Origin of the sequence: Chloroflexus aurantiacus J-10-fl, assembly GCF_000018865.1 — a bacterium.
GTDB classification, from domain to species: domain Bacteria; phylum Chloroflexota; class Chloroflexia; order Chloroflexales; family Chloroflexaceae; genus Chloroflexus; species Chloroflexus aurantiacus.
This window is the reverse complement of the sequence record NC_010175.1, coordinates 1,410,936-1,428,234: the sequence shown is the minus strand read 5'-3', so window position 1 is coordinate 1,428,234 and position 17,299 is coordinate 1,410,936. Positions and strand designations below refer to the sequence as shown.

Genomic DNA, 17,299 nt, shown 5'->3' with positions numbered 1-17,299 from the left:
CCCCTAACCGTTCGAGACGAGCCGTAGCCGCGGCGGGAAGGATTTTACCGACTGTACTGATCCTACTACCCGCTCTGCTCTGGGTACGGGATCGGCGAAGATGTTCGTCTCAACCACCGAGTTATTACCGCCGTAGGGATTAGGGGCATAGCCGTCGGCATTCCAGTCGTTATGCCATTCGTTGCCGTTGACAAGGTAACGGTACTGGTAGGTTCGCCCGGCTTCCAGATCGAGCGTAATCATCCAGCCATGTTCGGTTGCGCGGAGCGGGGTAGCGTGAGGATTCCAGCCGTTAAAGTCGCCGACGAGGTAGATTGTGTCGGCCCACAATGAGGCAGGGAGCGAGAACGTCACTCGTACTTTTCCGGCGGGGCCGGGCTGTTTCGCAATCATGGCCAAACTCCTTTGTCAGGCCGTCGTTGTGACTACACTGTCAGTTGTTTTTCAAATTATAGCATGCCCCTCGCGGTTATGTCGATAGGTGTTGCGTCTCGGTCTTGCTGCACCATCGGTACAATGTATCAAGAGCGGTATGAAACCTCTCGCAGGAAGCCCGGCGCATGTAGCCTGGTACTGTCGTTCGTTGTCGGAATCGAGATTGGGCGCTGTTGCTATTGAATCATCCCGACATTGTATTACTTCATCCGCTGGTTGGGATAAGTGATTCAGGTAGTGGCAATGTATCGTTAGCCGATCTGGTTGGTTACGACTATCACCGGGCAAATGCGGCACCGTCACGTTCGATCATTCCACCGGGCATCCACTTTCTCGTACCGTTGACAGCAACCGCCCTGCTGTGCTATCATCAATGACGCATTGTGTTATAAAGTAAGGCATAGCGGAGTGGCACATGCGCTGGATCGGTTGGTCGCTGGCTGGAGCCGGAGTAACGGCAGCAACGCTCTTCGCTCTACGTCGCCCTTTACTGGCGAGGCTCCTTGGTTTGCGCCCCGCTGAATATGCCGTCCGGGTGGTGCGTGACATTCCTATTCGTATGCCCGATGGTGTCACCCTCTACGCTGACCACTATGCCCCACGCACAGGTGGCCCACACCCGACGATTCTCATCCGTACACCTTACGGTCGTCCCGGCGAACTTGGCCCGCTGGGTGTCTTTGAGCATACCGGTTGTATGCTCTTTGCTGAACGTGGCTACAACGTGATCGTGCAGGGAGTACGCGGGCGTTACCGCTCTGAAGGCGAATTTGAGCCGTTTGTGAATGAAGCTGCCGATGGGCGGGCGACGATGGACTGGATTGCTGCCCAACCCTGGTTCGATGGCAATCTTGGCTTGTGGGGGCCGAGCTATGTCGGCTATGCGCAGTGGGGGTTGGCGATTGATGGGCCGCCATATCTGAAGGCGATTGTCCCAATCATGACCAGTGCCCGCTTCTCGCCACTCTTCTATCCCGGCGGTGCATTCGCCTTCGAGTCAACGCTGCGTTGGGTCTTTTTGATCGATGCCTCTGACCGCCACCGTCATAACCTCGACCTGTCTGCGCTGTGGCGAGTGTTTGTGGTCGGCGAGCGGATTCTGGATCGCGCTCTTCATCACCAGCCTTACGCCACAGCCGATACTATCGCGACCGGTGCGCCGGTATCCTTTTTCCAGCGCTGGCTCACCGATACCGATCCCCAGGGCGCCTACTGGTCGCGGGTTGATATGCATCGTCAGTTGCACCGGATTGACGCTGCTGTCCATCTGGTTGCCGGCTGGTACGATATTTTTCTCTCCGGCCAGTTGGCCGATTACGCGGCGCTGGTCGCAGCCGGTAAGCGTCCATACCTGACGATTCTGCCACTGGCGCATACCGGTCTTTCACAACCACTGGAAGGGATGCGCGAGGGGTTGTGGTGGTTTGACGCTCATCTGAAGGGCAAACGCGAGTTGTTGGCCCGCCGACCGGTGTGGCTTAAACTTATGGGCAGTAACGAGTGGCACGAGATGGATTTCTGGCCGCCACCGGCAACCCTGCACCGCTACTTTCTCCAGCCAGGACGGGGGCTTGACCGGCAACCACCACCGGCCGCTGCGCAACCGAGCAGGTTTTGCTACAATCCTGCCGATCCGCCGCCATCGATTGGCGGTGCCGTCCTGAGTCCGCTGGCCGGGCCACGTGATCAACGTGCGCTTGAGGCGCGGAGTGATGTGTTGACATTTACCAGTCCCCCGCTTACTGCCGATCTAGATGTGATCGGGCCGGTGCGCCTGGTCCTCTATGTCAAGAGTGATCGCCCCTTTTTCGATGTTGTCGGTCGGCTGTGCGATGTCTACCCCGATGGGCGGAGTATTAACATTTGCGATGGTATCATTCGTGTGCGGCCAGACATTGGCGAATGCCAGCCCGATGGCTCACGCCGTATCGAGATCGATCTCTCAGCAACTGCCCAGCGCTTTCGGCGCGGGCATCGCCTGCGTTTACAGGTGACCGGTGGCGGCAGTCCGCGATGGGGGCCGCATCCCGGTGATCATAGCCCTTATGGACAGAGAAACGGTGGTTCACCGCTGGAACAGTCTATTTATCACGATGCTGCCCATCCGTCGGTATTGATTTTGCCGGTGGTGAATGGCACAGTATCGCGTGATCAAACTGCATCCGCAACGTGAAACAGACTGACCAGTTGGTAGCATCTTCTCTGATCCGTCTTGGGATAGATGGCAGTCAGGTTCGGTTGATGGCAGGTATTGTATGAACGAAGGGAGCTACGACAATGGAGTACGAGCACAGTGCAGAGATCAAGATGCTGCGACAGGCGGTGCGTGAGTTCGTTGACAAAGAGATTCGCCCGATTGCACGTGCCATCGATGAAGAGGAGCGCGTGCCCTTCGAGACGATGAAGAAAGCGGCTGAGCTAGGGTTTCTTGGCGTACCCTTCCCCGAACGGTACGGTGGGCTTGAGCTGGGCATTACCGGCTACTGCGTGTTGATGGAAGAACTGAACCGGGTCTGTGCCAGCCATGCCACCATCATTGGTGCTCATTCGCAACTGGCGGCGATGAGTATCTATCTCGGTGGCACCGAGCAGCAAAAAGAGACCTACCTTCGTGCCCTGATCGAAGGCCGGAAGTGGGGCGCTTGGGCGCTCACCGAACCCAATGCCGGCTCAGATGCGGCTCACATTCAGACGACCGCCGAACGACGTGGCGATGAGTGGGTGATCAACGGTCAGAAGATGTGGATCACCAACGGCAGCTTTGCCGATGTCATCGTGGTCTTTGCCGCAACCGACAAGAACCTCGGTGCGCGTGGTGGTATTACTGCCTTCATCGTCGAGAAGACCATGCCCGGTTTCCGGGTCGGGAAGGTGGAAGAGAAGATGGGCTTGCGCGCCTCGCACACGGCCAGCCTCTACTTCGAGGATTGCCGGGTTCCGGCAGAAAATGTGCTCGGTCAGGTCGGTATGGGCTTTCCGCTCGCGATGCGCACGCTCGACATCGGGCGCTGTGGGTTGGGCGCAAGCAGCATCGGGTCGGCGAAGGAAGCCTTTGAACTGAGCCGCCGGTACATGGTTGAGCGCCATCAGTTCGGGCGCCCGATTGCCGAATTTCAGGCGTTGCAATTCAAGCTGGCCGATATGGCGGTGAAGCTCTACACCATGGAGCAGATCGTCTACGACTGTGCCCGTCGGGTTGACGCCGGTCAGCAGGCGACGCTCGAAAGCAGCATCGTCAAGCTCTACTGCACCGAGATGGCCAGCCAGATCATCGACGAGGCGATTCAGATTCACGGTGGCATGGGCTTCTCACGTGAACTGCCCCTGGAGCGGATGTACCGCGATGCCCGCGTAACCCGCATCTTTGAGGGTACCAATGAGATTCAGCGCCACGTGATTGCCAGCGAGCTGCTCAAGCAGGTTGGTTACAAGGTACGGTTGTATTGAGGGGTCTGGGGGCGGGAACCGGCGGTGACGTATGGTTCCCGCTGCCCCCGTACCTGATCGTGATCACGGCTGCTGCGGCAGCGTGGCTGCCGCAGCATACCCATGCACCACGGGCAATCCCATCTGGCAACGGTATCCTCTCCGAAATGTGCAGCATTGCGTGCGGGGCGGAAATGCTGCTGCTACGCTTCTGCCACCCACGGCGAGGGAACCTGCTCTCTTACCGTTCACGCGGATCGAGCGCATCACGCAATCCATCGCCGAGGAAGGTGAACGACAGCATCAGACCGGCGATCAAAATCACCGGAAAGCTGAGCAACCACGGCCCGGATGATAGATTGTTGTAGCCTTCAGTCAGCATCACACCCAGACTGGTAGGGAACGGATTATCGGGATCGAGCGAGGGGCGCATCCCGACACCGAGAATAGTCAGTACAGCTTCGGCGCTGATCAACGCCGGAATGCTAAACGACGTGGACACAATGATCGGAGCCAGAGTGTTGGGCAAAATATGCCGCCAGAGGATGGCCAGCGTAGGCACGCCGATGGTGCGGGCCGCCTCTACAAACTCCTTCTCCTTCAACGACAACACCTGACCGCGTACCAGCCGGGCAATGCCGGTCCAACTGACCAGCGACACCGCAATGAAAATCAGCAACAGGCCATTAAAGGTACGGCCCAGCCACGTTTCGCGAAATGCGGTTGATAACGCGATGATGAACAGCAAATCCGGGAAGGCGGCTACAATCTCGGTAAACCGCATTAACAGATTATCGAGCCAACCGCCGGCAAAGCCCGATATTAAGCCGATGGTGACACCAATCAGCAGAATGGCAAATTGTGGCACAATCCCGACAATCAGCGAGACCCGGATCGCATACATTAAGCGCGATAGCACATCGCGGCCCAGGGTATCGGTGCCCAGCAGATGCTCCGGCACCCCCATCCGGGCCGGATTATCGGTTACCCAGGCCGGTGGACGTAAACTGTTGTTCGGGATTTGCTGAACAGGGTTGTAGGGTGCCAGCCACGGTGCGGCAATTGCAACAATCACATACAGCACAATAACCAGCAACCCTACCATTGCGGCCCGATTACGGCGCAGCCGGCGTAGTGCATCTGACCACAAGCTACGCGGTTTCGTATTTAAGTTCTGAAGGTCGATAGGATTTGTCAGTGGTCTGGCCGATGAAGTCACACTGTTCCTCACTACTTGTAGGTAATACGTGGATCAAGAATACCGTAAGCAATATCGACCAGTAAATTGGCAATGCCCAGGAAAAAGACATAGATGAGCGATCCGGCCATAATCATCGAATAGTCACGCTTACCGATGGCGTCAACGAAGGTGCGACCCATACCGGGAACCTGAAAGATAGTTTCAACAAACAGGGTACCGGTAATCAAACCGGCCAGCGCCGGCCCCAGAATAGTCACCACCGGCAGTAACGAATTTTTCAGCATATGACGCCAGATAATCACGTGGCCGGCCAGTCCTTTTGCCTGCGCAGTGCGAATATAGTCCTGACGCTTCACTTCCAGCACGCTGGCCCGCGTCAGGCGGGCAATGAATGCCATGCTGGTCGAACCAAGCGCGACGGTTGGCAAGACCCACGGCTTGATCGGATCATTCCAGTCTGGAATAACCGTAAACCAGTTGAGGATGACGGCAAAGATAATGACCAGAATCAGACTGGTAATCAGTGTTCCCAACGCAACAAAGATGGTTGATGAGAGTGAGAGCAGATAATCAAGCCAGGTATTTTGTCGTAATGCTGCCAGGATACCAAGCGGAATGCCAAACACAACGGCAAAGGCCAGTGCCTGCAACCCCAGACGTGCCGAATAATAAAACTTACTCGGTCGGGATGGTGTGCCTTCAAACAATTCCTGCTGTACCGTCCGCGCTCCGCGTGAAGCGTAGGTTGGGCCGAGATTCCCGGCAATGGCACCCCATTGAATCTTCCATTCACCGGTGCGCGTATCGGGCACAATATCAAAAAACATATAGCGGGTAAACTGCCGCCAGAACGGCAAATCCATCCCAAAGCGCTCACGCAAAATTGCTTCAACCCGCGGCGAGAGCTGCCGCCGTTCAGGTTGGGTATCGAATGGCCCACCCGGTGTTAGCTTGGCAATACCGAAGGTAATAAAGCCAACAATGATGAGAACGGGGATATTCCACAGAATGCGCCGAATGATATAGGCTGTCATAGGCATGCTCTGGTGGCGCGAGCAGGTTATCTCGCGCCACCGATAGGGCTTCAGGAACGCCGACTATGGTTGGACATCAACGTTGGGCAGGTTGAAGAAGCCAAGCCAGTAATCGAGTGGGGTGATGGTGTCAGGTGTGATACCCTTCACGTATGGCTTCACCAGTACCGGCCCACCGTTGTTGAGCATAAAGACCACCGGTGCATCTTCGACCAGAATCCTCTGCGCCTGAGCGTACAGTTCGGCCCGCTTCACCGGGTCTTGCTCAACGTCAGCCTGGCGCACCAGCTCATCAAGTTGCGGGTTCGAGTAGTTCACCCGTGCGCTGAGCAGACCGTTGGTCTGGAACAACGAGATCCAGTTCTGCGGATCGGGGTAGTCGGCGCACCAGCCGAGCGAGAACATTTGCGGCGGATTGTCCTTGGTGGCCGCAGCAAAGGCTGTCGGATCAATCGGATCAAGGATCACATCGATCCCCAGATTCTGCTTGAACTGGTTGGCTACCCACTCGAAGCGAGCATTGTTACGTGCCGTACCTGAATAGGTAAGCCGGATTTCAGGCAGCCCCTGCCCATCCGGATAGCCGGCTTCGGCGAGCGTCTGCTTCGCCTTCTCCGGGTTAAACTCCCACAGCTTCAGATCAGGCTGGTACCCAGGAAAACCGGGTGGAATAAAGCTGTAGGTCGGTGTCCCCAGACCCTGGAAGACATCGCGTACATACGCTTCACGGTCGAGCGCCTGGGCAAATGCCTGCCGCACCAGTTTGTTGTCAAACGGTGGCTTCGCCAGGTTGAAGCCGAAGTAGAAGGTACACGAACCGGGTACGTCAATTACTTCCTTGCTCAAGACGGGATCAGATTGAACGGTTGCCAGGTCTTCGGCACCCACACCGAGGATGTCAATCTCACCGTTCTGATAAGCCTGGAACGCTACCTGACCGTCGGTGATCATGTAGTACTCAACCCGCTTGAGCTTGACCGGACCCAGCGGACCGACGTAATTGGGGTTAGGCTCCCACACTGCCTTGCTGTCGTGCTCCCACTCCTTGAGCACAAACGGGCCGTTACCGATGTAGTTTTCCGGGTAGTACCACCAGTCGTCACCCTTCGCAACATCCTCCTCACGCACCGGTGCGCCAATCCAGAGGGCTGCCATGCTGAGGAAGTAGGGAGCAGGTGCGACCAGCTCGATCTGCAGCGTGTAGTCATCGATGGCCTTGACGCCAAATTCGTCGCGCAGCTTCTCGAGATCGAGCTGCATGACCTCTTCCATCGACAGACCCTGGCACGCAGCGGCACTGTACTCGCTGTAGCCTTTGATGATGCCACACGGCAGCGACTGGTACTCACCGGCAGTCTCAGGATCGGCCAGACGCTTCCAGGCGTATTCAAAGTTACGTGCCGTCAGCGGTGTCCCATCACTGTACTTGCCATCGCGCCGTAAGGTGAATGTGTAGACGGTACCGTCTTCTGAAACCTCAACCTTTTCGGCAGCTCCAGGAATAGGATTCATATCGAGATCGAAGGTCATCAGCGCCTGATAGGCCATCATGATGAACTGAATCTCGTTGACGAAGCTCGATTTTTGTGGATCGATGTTCTCCGGCTCAGAACCGGTCACGAGGCGCAGAACGCCGGGTTGCGCAGTGCCGGCAACCGGCGCGGCAGTTGGTTGTTCAGCGGGGGCGGTTGTTGGTTGCTCGGCGGGAGCGGTTGTTGGTTGCTCGGCGGGGGCCGTTGTCGGTTGAGCTGCCGGCGTGGAACCACCGCCACAGGCTGCGAGGATGGGTAAGAGTAACCCAAACAGGAGAGCCAGTGCGAGCGAGCGACGCCAGTAAAGCAAATTCATCGCAACACTCCTTGAAAGGTATCTGTCAGGCGAACAAAACACTCGAAGCGAGGAACACCGGCAAAGCCGCACTACGCCGGACAGAAACGGTTTTTGGGTGAGTAGGGTGTGAGTCAGAGAATGGTATACATCCCTCCTTTCTTAACTCAGGTCAAGCACATCCGTATCAATTGCGTAGTGCACCCTTGCACATGTGGAAAATTCCCCGTTCGATGATTGTGATCGTAACACGTTCTATTGAAACCTGTCAAGACAATTATTTGCTACCGCAACATATTGTTATTGAGATACCCCTGATAGCAAATCTGGTGTAATATAGGAGCACGCGCCGCTGGCTCGTCCACCACCTGAAACCGCACGTCTACCCTTCCCAACGGTGAATTGCACACCTACCATCATGCGACAGCGGATGCCATCCTGTACTGGCGTCTCCCGCCTCCAGCAGGCACGGGTTAGAGCGGGTGCATATCGCAGATCACCGCTGCGAGCAGCGCATGCGTGACACGCTCGCCACCGATGACCCTAACGCCGCACCTGAGCACGGGTGCGCTATGCCAACGCTCCCATACGGTGACGACGTACCAGCGTGCGCCGGTGGCACGCCTGATGATGCTTCAGCACGGGGATGATGTCAGCACAATACAGCCTGTTGAGGAAGAGGTAGTATGAAGCTGCTTCTTCTGCGGCGATACTACCGGATCACGATCCCAGCACAGCCGCCGCAGCGATGGCAAAGAAGATTTGCACACCCAACGAAAATCCCTGCCAGAGCCGGGCTGCCAGGGGGCTACGACGATACACGATCAGTCCACCGGCCAGATTCAGCAAGGCGATGATCAGGGCTGCAACAGGCAGAAAGAAGATACGCACCCGTGGCACAAGTTCGGCTGCCGCACCAATCTGATCACCCCGCCACTCAATCTGCGCCGGTAGGGTTGGATAGATAAACGCCAGCACACCGAAGAGCAGCAGGTTCAGCACAAACGTACTGAGAAGAATCTGGCGAATCACCGGGTCGGCCCAAAAGTCGTAGACCAGAAAGCGGGCAACCTGAACACCGGGCGCCAGGGTCTGTATGGCACCCAGGCGACGCCGTTGCTCCAGCTCCTGGACAAAGGTTTCCTGGTCAACAGGCGAGATCGCGTAGGCTTCCTGACCGGCGTAGATAACCAGTGCCTCGGCCAGCGGACGGGTAGTAAAACGGTGGATGACTGTTCCATCCAGCGCTTTCACTCGTCCATGGTAATAGCCGATGCTGGCAAACGCAGTACGCCAGTCGCCAATCGCCAGAGCACCCTGTTCGATGCGATCAATCATATTGAGCGGGATGATTGCGCGACTGCCTATCCATGAGACGTACAGACCATTGCGATCAAGGCTATAGCGGAGTGTAAGCGCAGCGCCAAACCGATACAGGAGCACGACAGCGAGGATGATCAGCCCAAGCGCCAGCATTGCTTCACCAAAGAGCAAGCCATCGATGGGCCATTGTTCTGGTGATCCGGTTAGTCTGGTAGCGAGGCGCACTATCAACCAACCGGCACCGATGAGACTCAGCACGGCGAGCGCGAGGCTGATCCAGACTCTTGAGGATGGAATTGGTGGCCAGCGTTGCATAGGTCATTTGCGTGCCGGAGCCAGGCGCTCCGGCACGTGTGAGCGTTACGGTGTTGTGGTTGCAGTCGACGTTGGTGTTGGCGTTACTTCTGCCGTGGGTTCTGCGGTGATCTCGACCGTCGGCGCCAGCGTTGGCGTTGGGAATGGCGTCGGTGGGCCTGGCAGATACGTGGGTACCGGTGTTGGTACCGGTTCGGTCGGCGCCAGCGTCGGTGTTGGTGTTGGTTCGGGGAAACGACGGACATCGGCGGCTGCCCGCTGTTCAGCGATCCAGCGGTCAAACGCCTCGGTGCGGGCCTGGCTAAGTTGTTCTTCCTGGGAGGGGATCGTTTGATCGGTGATTTCCAGGATATGCCAGCCAAACTGGGTGCGGATCGGATCGCTGACCTGATTGACCGGCAGGCTAAAGGCAGCCGCTACCAGCTCCGGCGGATAGGTTGCACCATTATCGGCAAAGCCATTCCGGTCGAACGAACCAATATCACCGCCATTCTCACGCGATCCAATATCGTCAGAGCGCTCGGCGGCCAGTGTAGCAAAATCGGCACCATTCCGAAGCTGCGCAACAATCTCTTGTGCCGCAGGTAAAGCCGCTGCAAACGCTGCTTCAATCTGCTCTGGAGTCGCCTCAGCCGGGGGGGTAACGGCAACCAGGATCTGGCGTGCACTAACCCGTTCTGCCTCTGTCTTGTAGGTGAAGCCATCTTCGGGTACCAGCCGGGCCTGAATCTGCTCGTTAAGCAACCGCTCCCGGTACTGATCGAGCAACGCCTGCCGGAATTCGTCTTTGCTTAACTCTGGCTGACGTTCGGTGACGATCAGTTCGAGTTCGTAGCGGCGAAACACCTCATCGATAATCTGATCAAACTGCACCCGTGCCTCAGCCGGTAGCGGCGTCGGTTCTGGGGTGAAGGTAGGCACCGGTGTCGGTGACGGCTCTGGGGTCGGGGTTGGACCACCAGGGGTTGGCGATGGAGTTGCGGTTGGTTCTGGTGTCGCCGTTGCCGCCGGATCGACCGTCGGTTCTGGGGTGACATTAGAATCGGGCGTCGGTGTCGGTTCGGGTAGTGGTGGAATGAAGATGAAGCCAAGATCGGCAACGATATTCTGAATGACCTCATCATCATTAATAGTAATACCGAATTCCCCGGCTGCCCGCTGCTTGATCTGGCGATCAATCCATTCCGACACCACTTGCTGATCAACTTCAGCCCGGCGCAACGCGCGGATCTGCTGATCGATCACGATACTGCGGCCCTGGAACTGCTGCGCAATCTGGGGATTGTTACCAAAGAGATCAAGCAACTGAAAATTCTGGATAATCTGCCGGGCGTATGCGATGCGCTGTTCACGCCAGTAATCACTACGGGTTAACGTAACTGAGCCAACCTGGGCGACCGGTCGGCTGGGTATCCAGAGCTGCTCGTAGATCAATCCGCTCGCAACGGCGAGCAGAGCGATGACCAGCGCACTCGCTGTTACGATAATAATCAGGCGCTGACGGCGCTCTTCTTCCATGCGGCGACGTGATGGACGCCGCGGCACAGGGGTTGGCGCCGATGACGGTGCGCTCCGTGGCGGTTTGGGTGTTTGTGACATAGGCTAAAACGGAATATCATCATCGCCAATATCGGGCGGTGGTTCACGGCGAGGGCCGCGCGACGGTTCATCAGAACGGGATGGACGCTGATCGAGCAAAATCATATCCTGCACAATCACTTCAACCCGTGAACGGGTCTGACCACTCTGCGCATCCTCCCAGGTTCGCGTTTGCAGGCGGCCCTCGATATACACCCGTGCGCCCCGACTCAGATATTGGTGGCAAATTTCAGCCAATCGATTCCAGGCAACAACATTAAACCATTCGGTCTCATCGTGCAGATCGCCATTCTGGTCACGCCACTGGCGACTGGCAGCAACACGAAACGTAGCGACCGGTGCGTCGGATGCGGTGTAACGTAGTTCGGGATCGACGCCAAGACGACCAATAATCATCACTTTATTCAGATCACGCGCCATGGCGTCTTCCCTCCACAGTTGTCCCAATCGCTACCAGCACACCGGTAAACGCCTATGCCTCACTCGGCGCTTCCTCTGTTTCCGACTCTGCCGGTTCGACAGGTGTCACCTGAACCGATTTCTCTTCGACCAGCACCAGCAGGTGGCGGAGAATGTTATCATTCAACCTGATAGCCCGGTCGAGTTCGGCAACCTTTGCCGCACTCAATTCGAGGGTGAAGAAGACGTAATAGCCTTCCGTGAACTTACGACGGCTGGCTTCACCGGTCACGTATTCCCGAATGGGATACGCCAGCTTGCGGCGTCCCCACGGCGACGACTGGCTCACCGTGTTAATCTTCCCGCCGAGTTGCTCAACAGTCTGTCTGATCCGGTCAATATTCGCCGTAATGCCTTCTTCGTTGGCAAACAATGGGTTGATGATAACAACCAGTTCGTACTCTCGACGACGTTCGCGCACAAAATCCTCCTCTGGCGATGTTTCGCTCATTGCATCACCGGCAGCGCGCTCCGGCGAGATGGCGAAACAGAAAGACTATTGGGGAGCTTCCCGATTCACGCTCCCCGTGACATCACGCGATTATAGCATACCTTGACTGATATGGTGTCAGGGGGTCTGTTCACTCTCTTGCTGCGTCAGCGCTTCCCAGGCAGTTGGGGTATCAACATCGGTAACTACAGCCGGATCGTCAACTTCCAGCTCGATAACCCGATCTGCGTAGCGGCGAAAGATGACACGGGCGCCGGTGTCGCCGTGCAGGGTGTAGAGTTCGGGGAAGAGTGAGGCGGCAATGATGACCGGATTGCCACGCTGACCCTGGTACAACGGAACGAGCGCTACTGCACCGGGGGTTGCCTGATAGGCACTGAGGAGCTGGTTGATCAACCGGGTAGTGACCAGGGGCTGATCAACCAGCAATACCATCGCAGCAGCGGCATCGTCGGGTAAGGCACGCAGACCGGCTACGAGCGAGGTGCTTAAGCCGGCGCTGTAGGCTGGATTTGTGATGATGGTGAGGGGGAGATTGTGTACGGCGGTACGCACGGCTGCCTCGACAGCACCCACGACCACGGTCAGGCCGGCCAGGTGACTGGCGAGAGCTTCGCTGGCGATATACGTCACTAACGGGCGACCACGCCAGGATAGGAGCTGTTTGGGTTGCCCCATACGAGAAGATTGGCCGGCAGCCAGCAGGAGACCGTAGATTTTCATTGCCAGACCTCACGCACGACATTGATCAGGGTGGTATCTTCGTGTGGAAAAACGCTACGGAGATCGCACAGTACCTGATCATCAACAATCCGGGTTATCACCGGTGGATTGGCCATGCGCAGCCGGTGCGCCAGCACGGTAGCCCCACAGCCAACAGGGGGCAGAGCGACACCGGCGCTGGGTTGCGTTGCACCGGGGAGTGAACCGCCACCAATCGCACTGGCACAATCCACCATCTGCGCCGGAATGCCGGCAGCACGCAGGGCGCCGGCAATACGCTCTGCGCGCGCCTGCAATGCGCTCAACGGGGTGCTGATCAGTTGCCAGACCGGAATCTCGCGTAGGGCAGTGCCACGCAGATAACTGTGCAGGGTCGCGGTTAAGCCGGCAATCGTACACTTATCAACCCGTAAGGCGCGGGCAAGTGGGTGACGCCGCAGTCTGGCGATCAGCTCACGACGCCCGACGATGATACCGGCTTGCGGCCCACCGAGCAGCTTATCGCCAGAAAATGTCACCAGATCGGCACCGGCAGCAACACTCTCCTGCACGGTTGGCTCAGGCGGCAGGTCAAACTGACGGGTATCAATCAGAGTTCCGCTCCCCAGATCATCGAGCAGCGGTATACCATGGGTATGGGCAACCGCGGTTAACTCGGCGAGAGGTGGTTCGTGGACGAACCCGATCAGGCGAAAGTTACTGGTGTGGACGCGCAAGATCAGAGCGGTGCGCTCGGTGATGGCCGCGGTATAGTCACGGGCATAGGTGCGGTTGGTCGTGCCAACTTCGATCAGGAGAGCGCCGCTTGCCCGTAAGACATCGGGAATGCGGAAGCCACCACCGATTTCTACTGCCTGCCCACGTGAGACAATCACTTCGCGTCCGGCAGCCATGGCGATGAGCACCAGATAGACGGCAGCGGCGTTGTTGTTCACGACCAGGGCTGCCTCGGCGCCGGTAAGCTGAACGAGGAGCGATTCGAGATGAACGTGACGCGAACCACGTTCGCCCTGAGCCAGATCGTATTCGAGATTGCTGTAACCGCTGCCGACTTCCTGCATCGCCGCACAAGCCGCAGCACTCAACGGCGCCCGACCGAGGTTGGTTTGGATGATGACCCCAGTGGCGTTGATCAACGGACGCAGGCTGGGTGTCACATCTGCGCGCAGGCGCGCCTGGACAGCCGCTACCAGCGTAGACAGATCGGGTGGCGGATGACCGGCACTGATAGATGTCCGCGCCTCGTTGAGAACAGCACGGGCAGCCTCACGCACCAGTTCGTGCGGCATATCGGCCCCGTCGCTGCGGACGGCGCGGATGAGTCTATCAACACTGGGTAAGGCGCGGAACGTCATTGTCTATCCCAGACCATCACGACTTGGTTGCGTTATCTCAAAAGCCTTGCGCAGCACCTGCTCGTAACTGGGCGTCAGCTCGCGTTTCCGCCGTGCCATTACGATACGAGCTACGCTGATCATAGTATCAATGCGGTACTCGCGAAAGACCTCGCCGCCCCAGGTGAAATGGGGAACGTTTTTTGGCGCACTATGCATACCGAAGACATTCGATCCGGTACCAATCATCGTTCCACCGGTCAGATGGAGACCGATCCCCAGCTTCACGTGATCGGCCAGAAAGCAGCCCAGCTTTAGAATACCGGTATCGATCTGGCCGATGCCTTCGAGGAGCACGCGCACCGAACCATAGTTGTTTTTCAAATCGGAATTGGTCGTCATTGCCCCGATATTCACCCATTCCCCTAGCCAGCTATGACCGAGAAAGCCATCGTGATGTTTGTTGGAATAGCCGTGAATGATCGACGCCTCCACCTCACCGCCAACCCGACACACCGGCCCGATACAGGTTTCGGCACGGATACGAGCACTGGCAATCAGGGTGCCTGGGCCAATGTAGGCCGGCCCCTGAATGTAACTGAATGGCTCGATCTGCGCTGCCTCGACGAAGACCGGCCCGTCGCGACTATCAAACACGATTGGCCCGGCCAGTTGCGCCGTCGGATCGACGTAGACCCGCTTGCCATGGGCGATGACGTGAGGTGCATCGGTTGTCAACAGCGGTAACCGACGGGCCAGCAATGGTTCATCACGAATGAGCTGTTCGCCGGCCTGAGTGATGAGATCCCAGGGATAGCTCAGCAGTGGTGCAGTGAGTTGCAACTCGCGCATCCGGGCAAAGCGCAGCAACTCGTCACGTGCGGCTTCAGCCTGCTGCTCACGAAGATAATAGATGATTGCACTGGCCAGAGCCGGCGATACGCGAGCACCGAGGAGCGTTTCACTGGCAATGTAGGCAGTGTTGATCGGCTCACAGACAAGTGCCGGCAACCACTCCAGATTGAGGGCCCGACCATTCACGAAGATGACCGGATCACTTCGGGCCAGCAATTCGGCCAGTCCACCGGCAGGGCCAAAGTGGGGCATCAGGTGGGCACGACAGAGACCGTAAGCCGGTTGGTCAAGAATGGCGGCAACCCGTTCACGGGTTGAAAATGCCCCACAGCGAAGTTCAAAGACCGGACGGGCCTGAACAAGCGTAGCAAAATGGCGCCAGAGTTCATCTTCAAACAGGATGACGGTCATAAGGTTTTGCGACCATGGCTATACGTGTGGTGATACTGCTCACTCAAAGCATAGCATAGAATACATTGTTGGCAAGGAACTGAATAGAACGAAGCTAGAAGTTATCTCATTCATTGATCGTGATGAGCAGTCACAGCATCCTCGTGACCGGCAGGGGCAACGGCGTGACCCGTGCCGGATCGTGAGCACGACTGGTGTGGCAGCCATGCTGCCGCACGCCAAGCGCCGCGACATGCGCATGACAAGCGGGCAAGGCAACCCATCCAGCGCGTGATGGCACGACCGGAGCTGCGCGTTGCCAACGGGCCAGGAGCAGGGTAGGCTGTCGTGGTGATTGGCAAGCGTTTATGAGCCTGTGCGACAGGCTGGTAGCACGACAGCACAGCTTTAAGAGATACGTTCTAGTGGAACATCATGCACGCTCCATTGGAGTATGGAAACCATGCTGCTGACCGCCGAACCACGTGCTACAGACACTGCCAGATTTGATATCGAGATGGATCAGAACGATAGTGTGTTATCAATCTGTAATCCACCGCTATGCAAAAGTTATCCACAATTTTCGTTCACTTATCCACATTACGACAGGGTGTCGTGGATAGATTGGGGATAACGGCGTCCAACGAAACGACAATCGTGATCAGTAGTGCGTTCGCTCTATGAGGTTGATAGTTATAGTTATCAGTGCCGATTAGCGACCGCACCACCTGTTTACCGCTGCACCGGTTCGGCAGTTGGCTGAACCGTAATTACACCCACATCAACCGTTCCCTGATTGGGCACGTCAACCGCAACTTCCCAGGCCGTGCCGGCAAACGCAACGTAGAGTATTTGCCGTCCTGAAGGCACACCACGCACGATGAAACTGCCATCCGCTGCAACCGGAATTTCAGTGAAATCTGTCCCGGTAAAGACCACTGCTCCCTCGGCCGGTGCTGCTACTCGCCCCACAATATCACCCCGACCACCGGGCAGAGCTATCAGATTACTCCGCCAGAGTGCAATCAAAGCGATAAGTACCAGCACACCGCTCAAGAAGACAATCGCGATCCGCACCACTCGTCGTCCCTGGCCTGGTGGAATAACCGGTGGTTGCCATTGCACATAGTAATCGGGATCAAATTGCCCCTGTGGCGGTTGTGATGATCGCTGTTCGTCGGTCATAATGCCACCTTCGAGAACATTGCCACGTCCTCACGGCCTGCGCACACTCACATCATCGAAGCAGGCACTCGATGCATCCCAACTGCGGAAGCCGATACCGCCTTGATTAAAACTGCTATCACGCGCCTGAACAACCGGTTGACCATCGACAGAGGCAACAAATGTATTCCCGCGTACCTCCAGGCGCACTGTGCGATCTGAGCCATACCAATCGTAGCCGGCGGGTGCCTCTACGCGGGCAATCGGCACTGCCAGCTCATTACCATTGATCCACTTGCGAATGATGAATGCCCCTCGCCCGTAGCCCGGATCATACTGGAACGAGTAGCCATTGAATTTTGGCCCACCCGAGTCGCGGAAGAAGAGGCCATAGCCATTCCCTCTGGTCAGACGGGCCAGGCTGACATCGATCACGTAGTCACTGCGATCAAATGAGCGATAGATCCGCCCTGGCCCATCGATGCAAAGGCGTCCCTCACGAATTTGCCAGCGTCCGTTCTGAATAGTCCAGTTATTGAGATTGGAAAAATCGTCGCGAAACAGATCGCCACAGGTGCTCCCGAACGCACTTGCTGCCCGACAGAGCGCATCACGGGTGCCTTCACCGGTGAGCATTAAGCCGGAAATCGCTACTGCTGCCACCAGTGCCAACAGAATGGTAATTTCAGTCATCGACTGACCGGTTTTTCCCCAATCGAGCCGCTTCACGACACCCACTCCTTTCATGGTTGTGCTGTGAAGG

At 57.1% G+C, this 17,299-nt stretch carries 16 protein-coding genes; 3 read left to right on the top strand and 13 right to left on the bottom strand.

Annotated features, from left to right (window positions below; genetic code table 11):
- Positions 1 to 3 precede the first annotated feature (3 nt).
- Positions 4 to 393 (bottom strand): isoamylase early set domain-containing protein, encoded by a 390-nt coding sequence (locus CAUR_RS05405; RefSeq protein WP_012256920.1) that lies wholly within the window; start codon positions 391 to 393, stop codon positions 4 to 6.
- A 215-nt stretch (positions 394 to 608) separates the two neighbouring features.
- Here CAUR_RS05405 and CAUR_RS05400 point away from each other — a divergent pair, with 215 nt between their 5' ends.
- The 3 genes from CAUR_RS05400 to CAUR_RS05390 all read left to right on the top strand — a co-directional run bounded on the left by CAUR_RS05400 (position 609) and on the right by CAUR_RS05390 (position 3,882).
- A complete protein-coding gene (locus CAUR_RS05400; RefSeq protein WP_044233485.1) occupies positions 609 to 812 on the top strand; it encodes a hypothetical protein in 204 nt (67 codons plus the stop codon).
- Positions 813 to 850: 38 nt separating this feature from the next.
- Positions 851 to 2,608, top strand: a complete 1,758-nt coding sequence (locus tag CAUR_RS05395; protein ID WP_012256919.1) for a CocE/NonD family hydrolase — start codon at positions 851 to 853, stop codon at positions 2,606 to 2,608.
- A gap of 104 nt (positions 2,609 to 2,712) precedes the next feature.
- A complete protein-coding gene (locus CAUR_RS05390) occupies positions 2,713 to 3,882 on the top strand; it encodes an acyl-CoA dehydrogenase family protein (RefSeq protein ID WP_012256918.1) in 1,170 nt (389 codons plus the stop codon).
- Positions 3,883 to 4,102: 220 nt separating this feature from the next.
- Here the strand turns inward: CAUR_RS05390 and CAUR_RS05385 are convergent, their stop codons facing one another.
- From CAUR_RS05385 to CAUR_RS05330, 12 genes are all read right to left on the bottom strand, one after another.
- Positions 4,103 to 5,080 (bottom strand): ABC transporter permease, encoded by a 978-nt coding sequence (locus CAUR_RS05385; protein WP_012256917.1) that lies wholly within the window; start codon positions 5,078 to 5,080, stop codon positions 4,103 to 4,105.
- A gap of 11 nt (positions 5,081 to 5,091) precedes the next feature.
- The gene (locus CAUR_RS05380; protein ID WP_012660593.1) at positions 5,092 to 6,096 is read right to left on the bottom strand and encodes an ABC transporter permease; all 1,005 of its coding nucleotides are present in this window, start codon (positions 6,094 to 6,096) and stop codon (positions 5,092 to 5,094) included.
- Positions 6,097 to 6,159: 63 nt separating this feature from the next.
- Positions 6,160 to 7,944, bottom strand: coding sequence for an ABC transporter substrate-binding protein (locus tag CAUR_RS05375; RefSeq protein ID WP_012256915.1), 1,785 nt, complete (start codon positions 7,942 to 7,944; stop codon positions 6,160 to 6,162).
- 699 nt (positions 7,945 to 8,643) lie between these two features.
- The gene (locus tag CAUR_RS05370; RefSeq protein ID WP_012256914.1) at positions 8,644 to 9,561 is read right to left on the bottom strand and encodes a PH domain-containing protein; all 918 of its coding nucleotides are present in this window, start codon (positions 9,559 to 9,561) and stop codon (positions 8,644 to 8,646) included.
- 45 nt (positions 9,562 to 9,606) lie between these two features.
- Entirely contained in the window at positions 9,607 to 11,160 is a 1,554-nt protein-coding gene (locus tag CAUR_RS05365; RefSeq protein ID WP_242605074.1) for a peptidylprolyl isomerase, read from the bottom strand.
- 3 nt (positions 11,161 to 11,163) lie between these two features.
- On the bottom strand, positions 11,164 to 11,580 hold the full coding sequence (locus CAUR_RS05360) for a single-stranded DNA-binding protein (protein ID WP_012256912.1): 417 nt from the start codon (positions 11,578 to 11,580) through the stop codon (positions 11,164 to 11,166).
- Between the two features lie 52 nt (positions 11,581 to 11,632).
- Positions 11,633 to 12,070 (bottom strand): 30S ribosomal protein S6, encoded by a 438-nt coding sequence (gene rpsF, locus CAUR_RS05355; protein WP_012256911.1) that lies wholly within the window; start codon positions 12,068 to 12,070, stop codon positions 11,633 to 11,635.
- A 117-nt stretch (positions 12,071 to 12,187) separates the two neighbouring features.
- On the bottom strand, positions 12,188 to 12,793 hold the full coding sequence (locus tag CAUR_RS05350) for a nucleotidyltransferase family protein (protein ID WP_012256910.1): 606 nt from the start codon (positions 12,791 to 12,793) through the stop codon (positions 12,188 to 12,190).
- Positions 12,790 to 14,148 carry an L-seryl-tRNA(Sec) selenium transferase gene (selA, locus tag CAUR_RS05345; protein ID WP_012256909.1) on the bottom strand — a complete coding sequence of 453 codons (1,359 nt, stop codon included), beginning with the start codon at positions 14,146 to 14,148 and terminating at the stop codon, positions 12,790 to 12,792. The genes CAUR_RS05350 and selA overlap by 4 nt, the downstream gene beginning before the upstream one ends.
- Before the next feature lie 3 nt (positions 14,149 to 14,151).
- Positions 14,152 to 15,393: a putative sugar nucleotidyl transferase gene (locus CAUR_RS05340; RefSeq protein WP_012256908.1), complete on the bottom strand. Its 1,242-nt coding sequence runs from the start codon at positions 15,391 to 15,393 to the stop codon at positions 14,152 to 14,154.
- A 711-nt stretch (positions 15,394 to 16,104) separates the two neighbouring features.
- Positions 16,105 to 16,557, bottom strand: coding sequence for a peptidase associated/transthyretin-like domain-containing protein (locus CAUR_RS05335; RefSeq protein WP_012256907.1), 453 nt, complete (start codon positions 16,555 to 16,557; stop codon positions 16,105 to 16,107).
- 30 nt (positions 16,558 to 16,587) lie between these two features.
- Positions 16,588 to 17,265, bottom strand: coding sequence for a 3-keto-alpha-glucoside-1,2-lyase-like domain-containing protein (locus CAUR_RS05330; protein WP_012660589.1), 678 nt, complete (start codon positions 17,263 to 17,265; stop codon positions 16,588 to 16,590).
- Positions 17,266 to 17,299: the final 34 nt, after the last annotated feature.

Coding starts and splice junctions, on each gene's coding strand:
- CAUR_RS05405 (WP_012256920.1), bottom strand. CDS start 393: ATGATTGCGAAACAGCCCGGCCCCGCCGGAAAAGTACGAGTGACGTTC.
- CAUR_RS05395 (WP_012256919.1), top strand. CDS start 851: ATGCGCTGGATCGGTTGGTCGCTGGCTGGAGCCGGAGTAACGGCAGCA.
- CAUR_RS05390 (WP_012256918.1), top strand. CDS start 2,713: ATGGAGTACGAGCACAGTGCAGAGATCAAGATGCTGCGACAGGCGGTG.
- CAUR_RS05380 (WP_012660593.1), bottom strand. CDS start 6,096: ATGACAGCCTATATCATTCGGCGCATTCTGTGGAATATCCCCGTTCTC.
- CAUR_RS05375 (WP_012256915.1), bottom strand. CDS start 7,944: ATGAATTTGCTTTACTGGCGTCGCTCGCTCGCACTGGCTCTCCTGTTT.
- CAUR_RS05370 (WP_012256914.1), bottom strand. CDS start 9,561: ATGCAACGCTGGCCACCAATTCCATCCTCAAGAGTCTGGATCAGCCTC.
- CAUR_RS05365 (WP_242605074.1), bottom strand. CDS start 11,160: ATGTCACAAACACCCAAACCGCCACGGAGCGCACCGTCATCGGCGCCA.
- CAUR_RS05360 (WP_012256912.1), bottom strand. CDS start 11,580: ATGGCGCGTGATCTGAATAAAGTGATGATTATTGGTCGTCTTGGCGTC.
- rpsF (WP_012256911.1), bottom strand. CDS start 12,070: ATGAGCGAAACATCGCCAGAGGAGGATTTTGTGCGCGAACGTCGTCGA.
- CAUR_RS05350 (WP_012256910.1), bottom strand. CDS start 12,793: ATGAAAATCTACGGTCTCCTGCTGGCTGCCGGCCAATCTTCTCGTATG.
- selA (WP_012256909.1), bottom strand. CDS start 14,148: ATGACGTTCCGCGCCTTACCCAGTGTTGATAGACTCATCCGCGCCGTC.
- CAUR_RS05340 (WP_012256908.1), bottom strand. CDS start 15,393: ATGACCGTCATCCTGTTTGAAGATGAACTCTGGCGCCATTTTGCTACG.
- CAUR_RS05335 (WP_012256907.1), bottom strand. CDS start 16,557: ATGACCGACGAACAGCGATCATCACAACCGCCACAGGGGCAATTTGAT.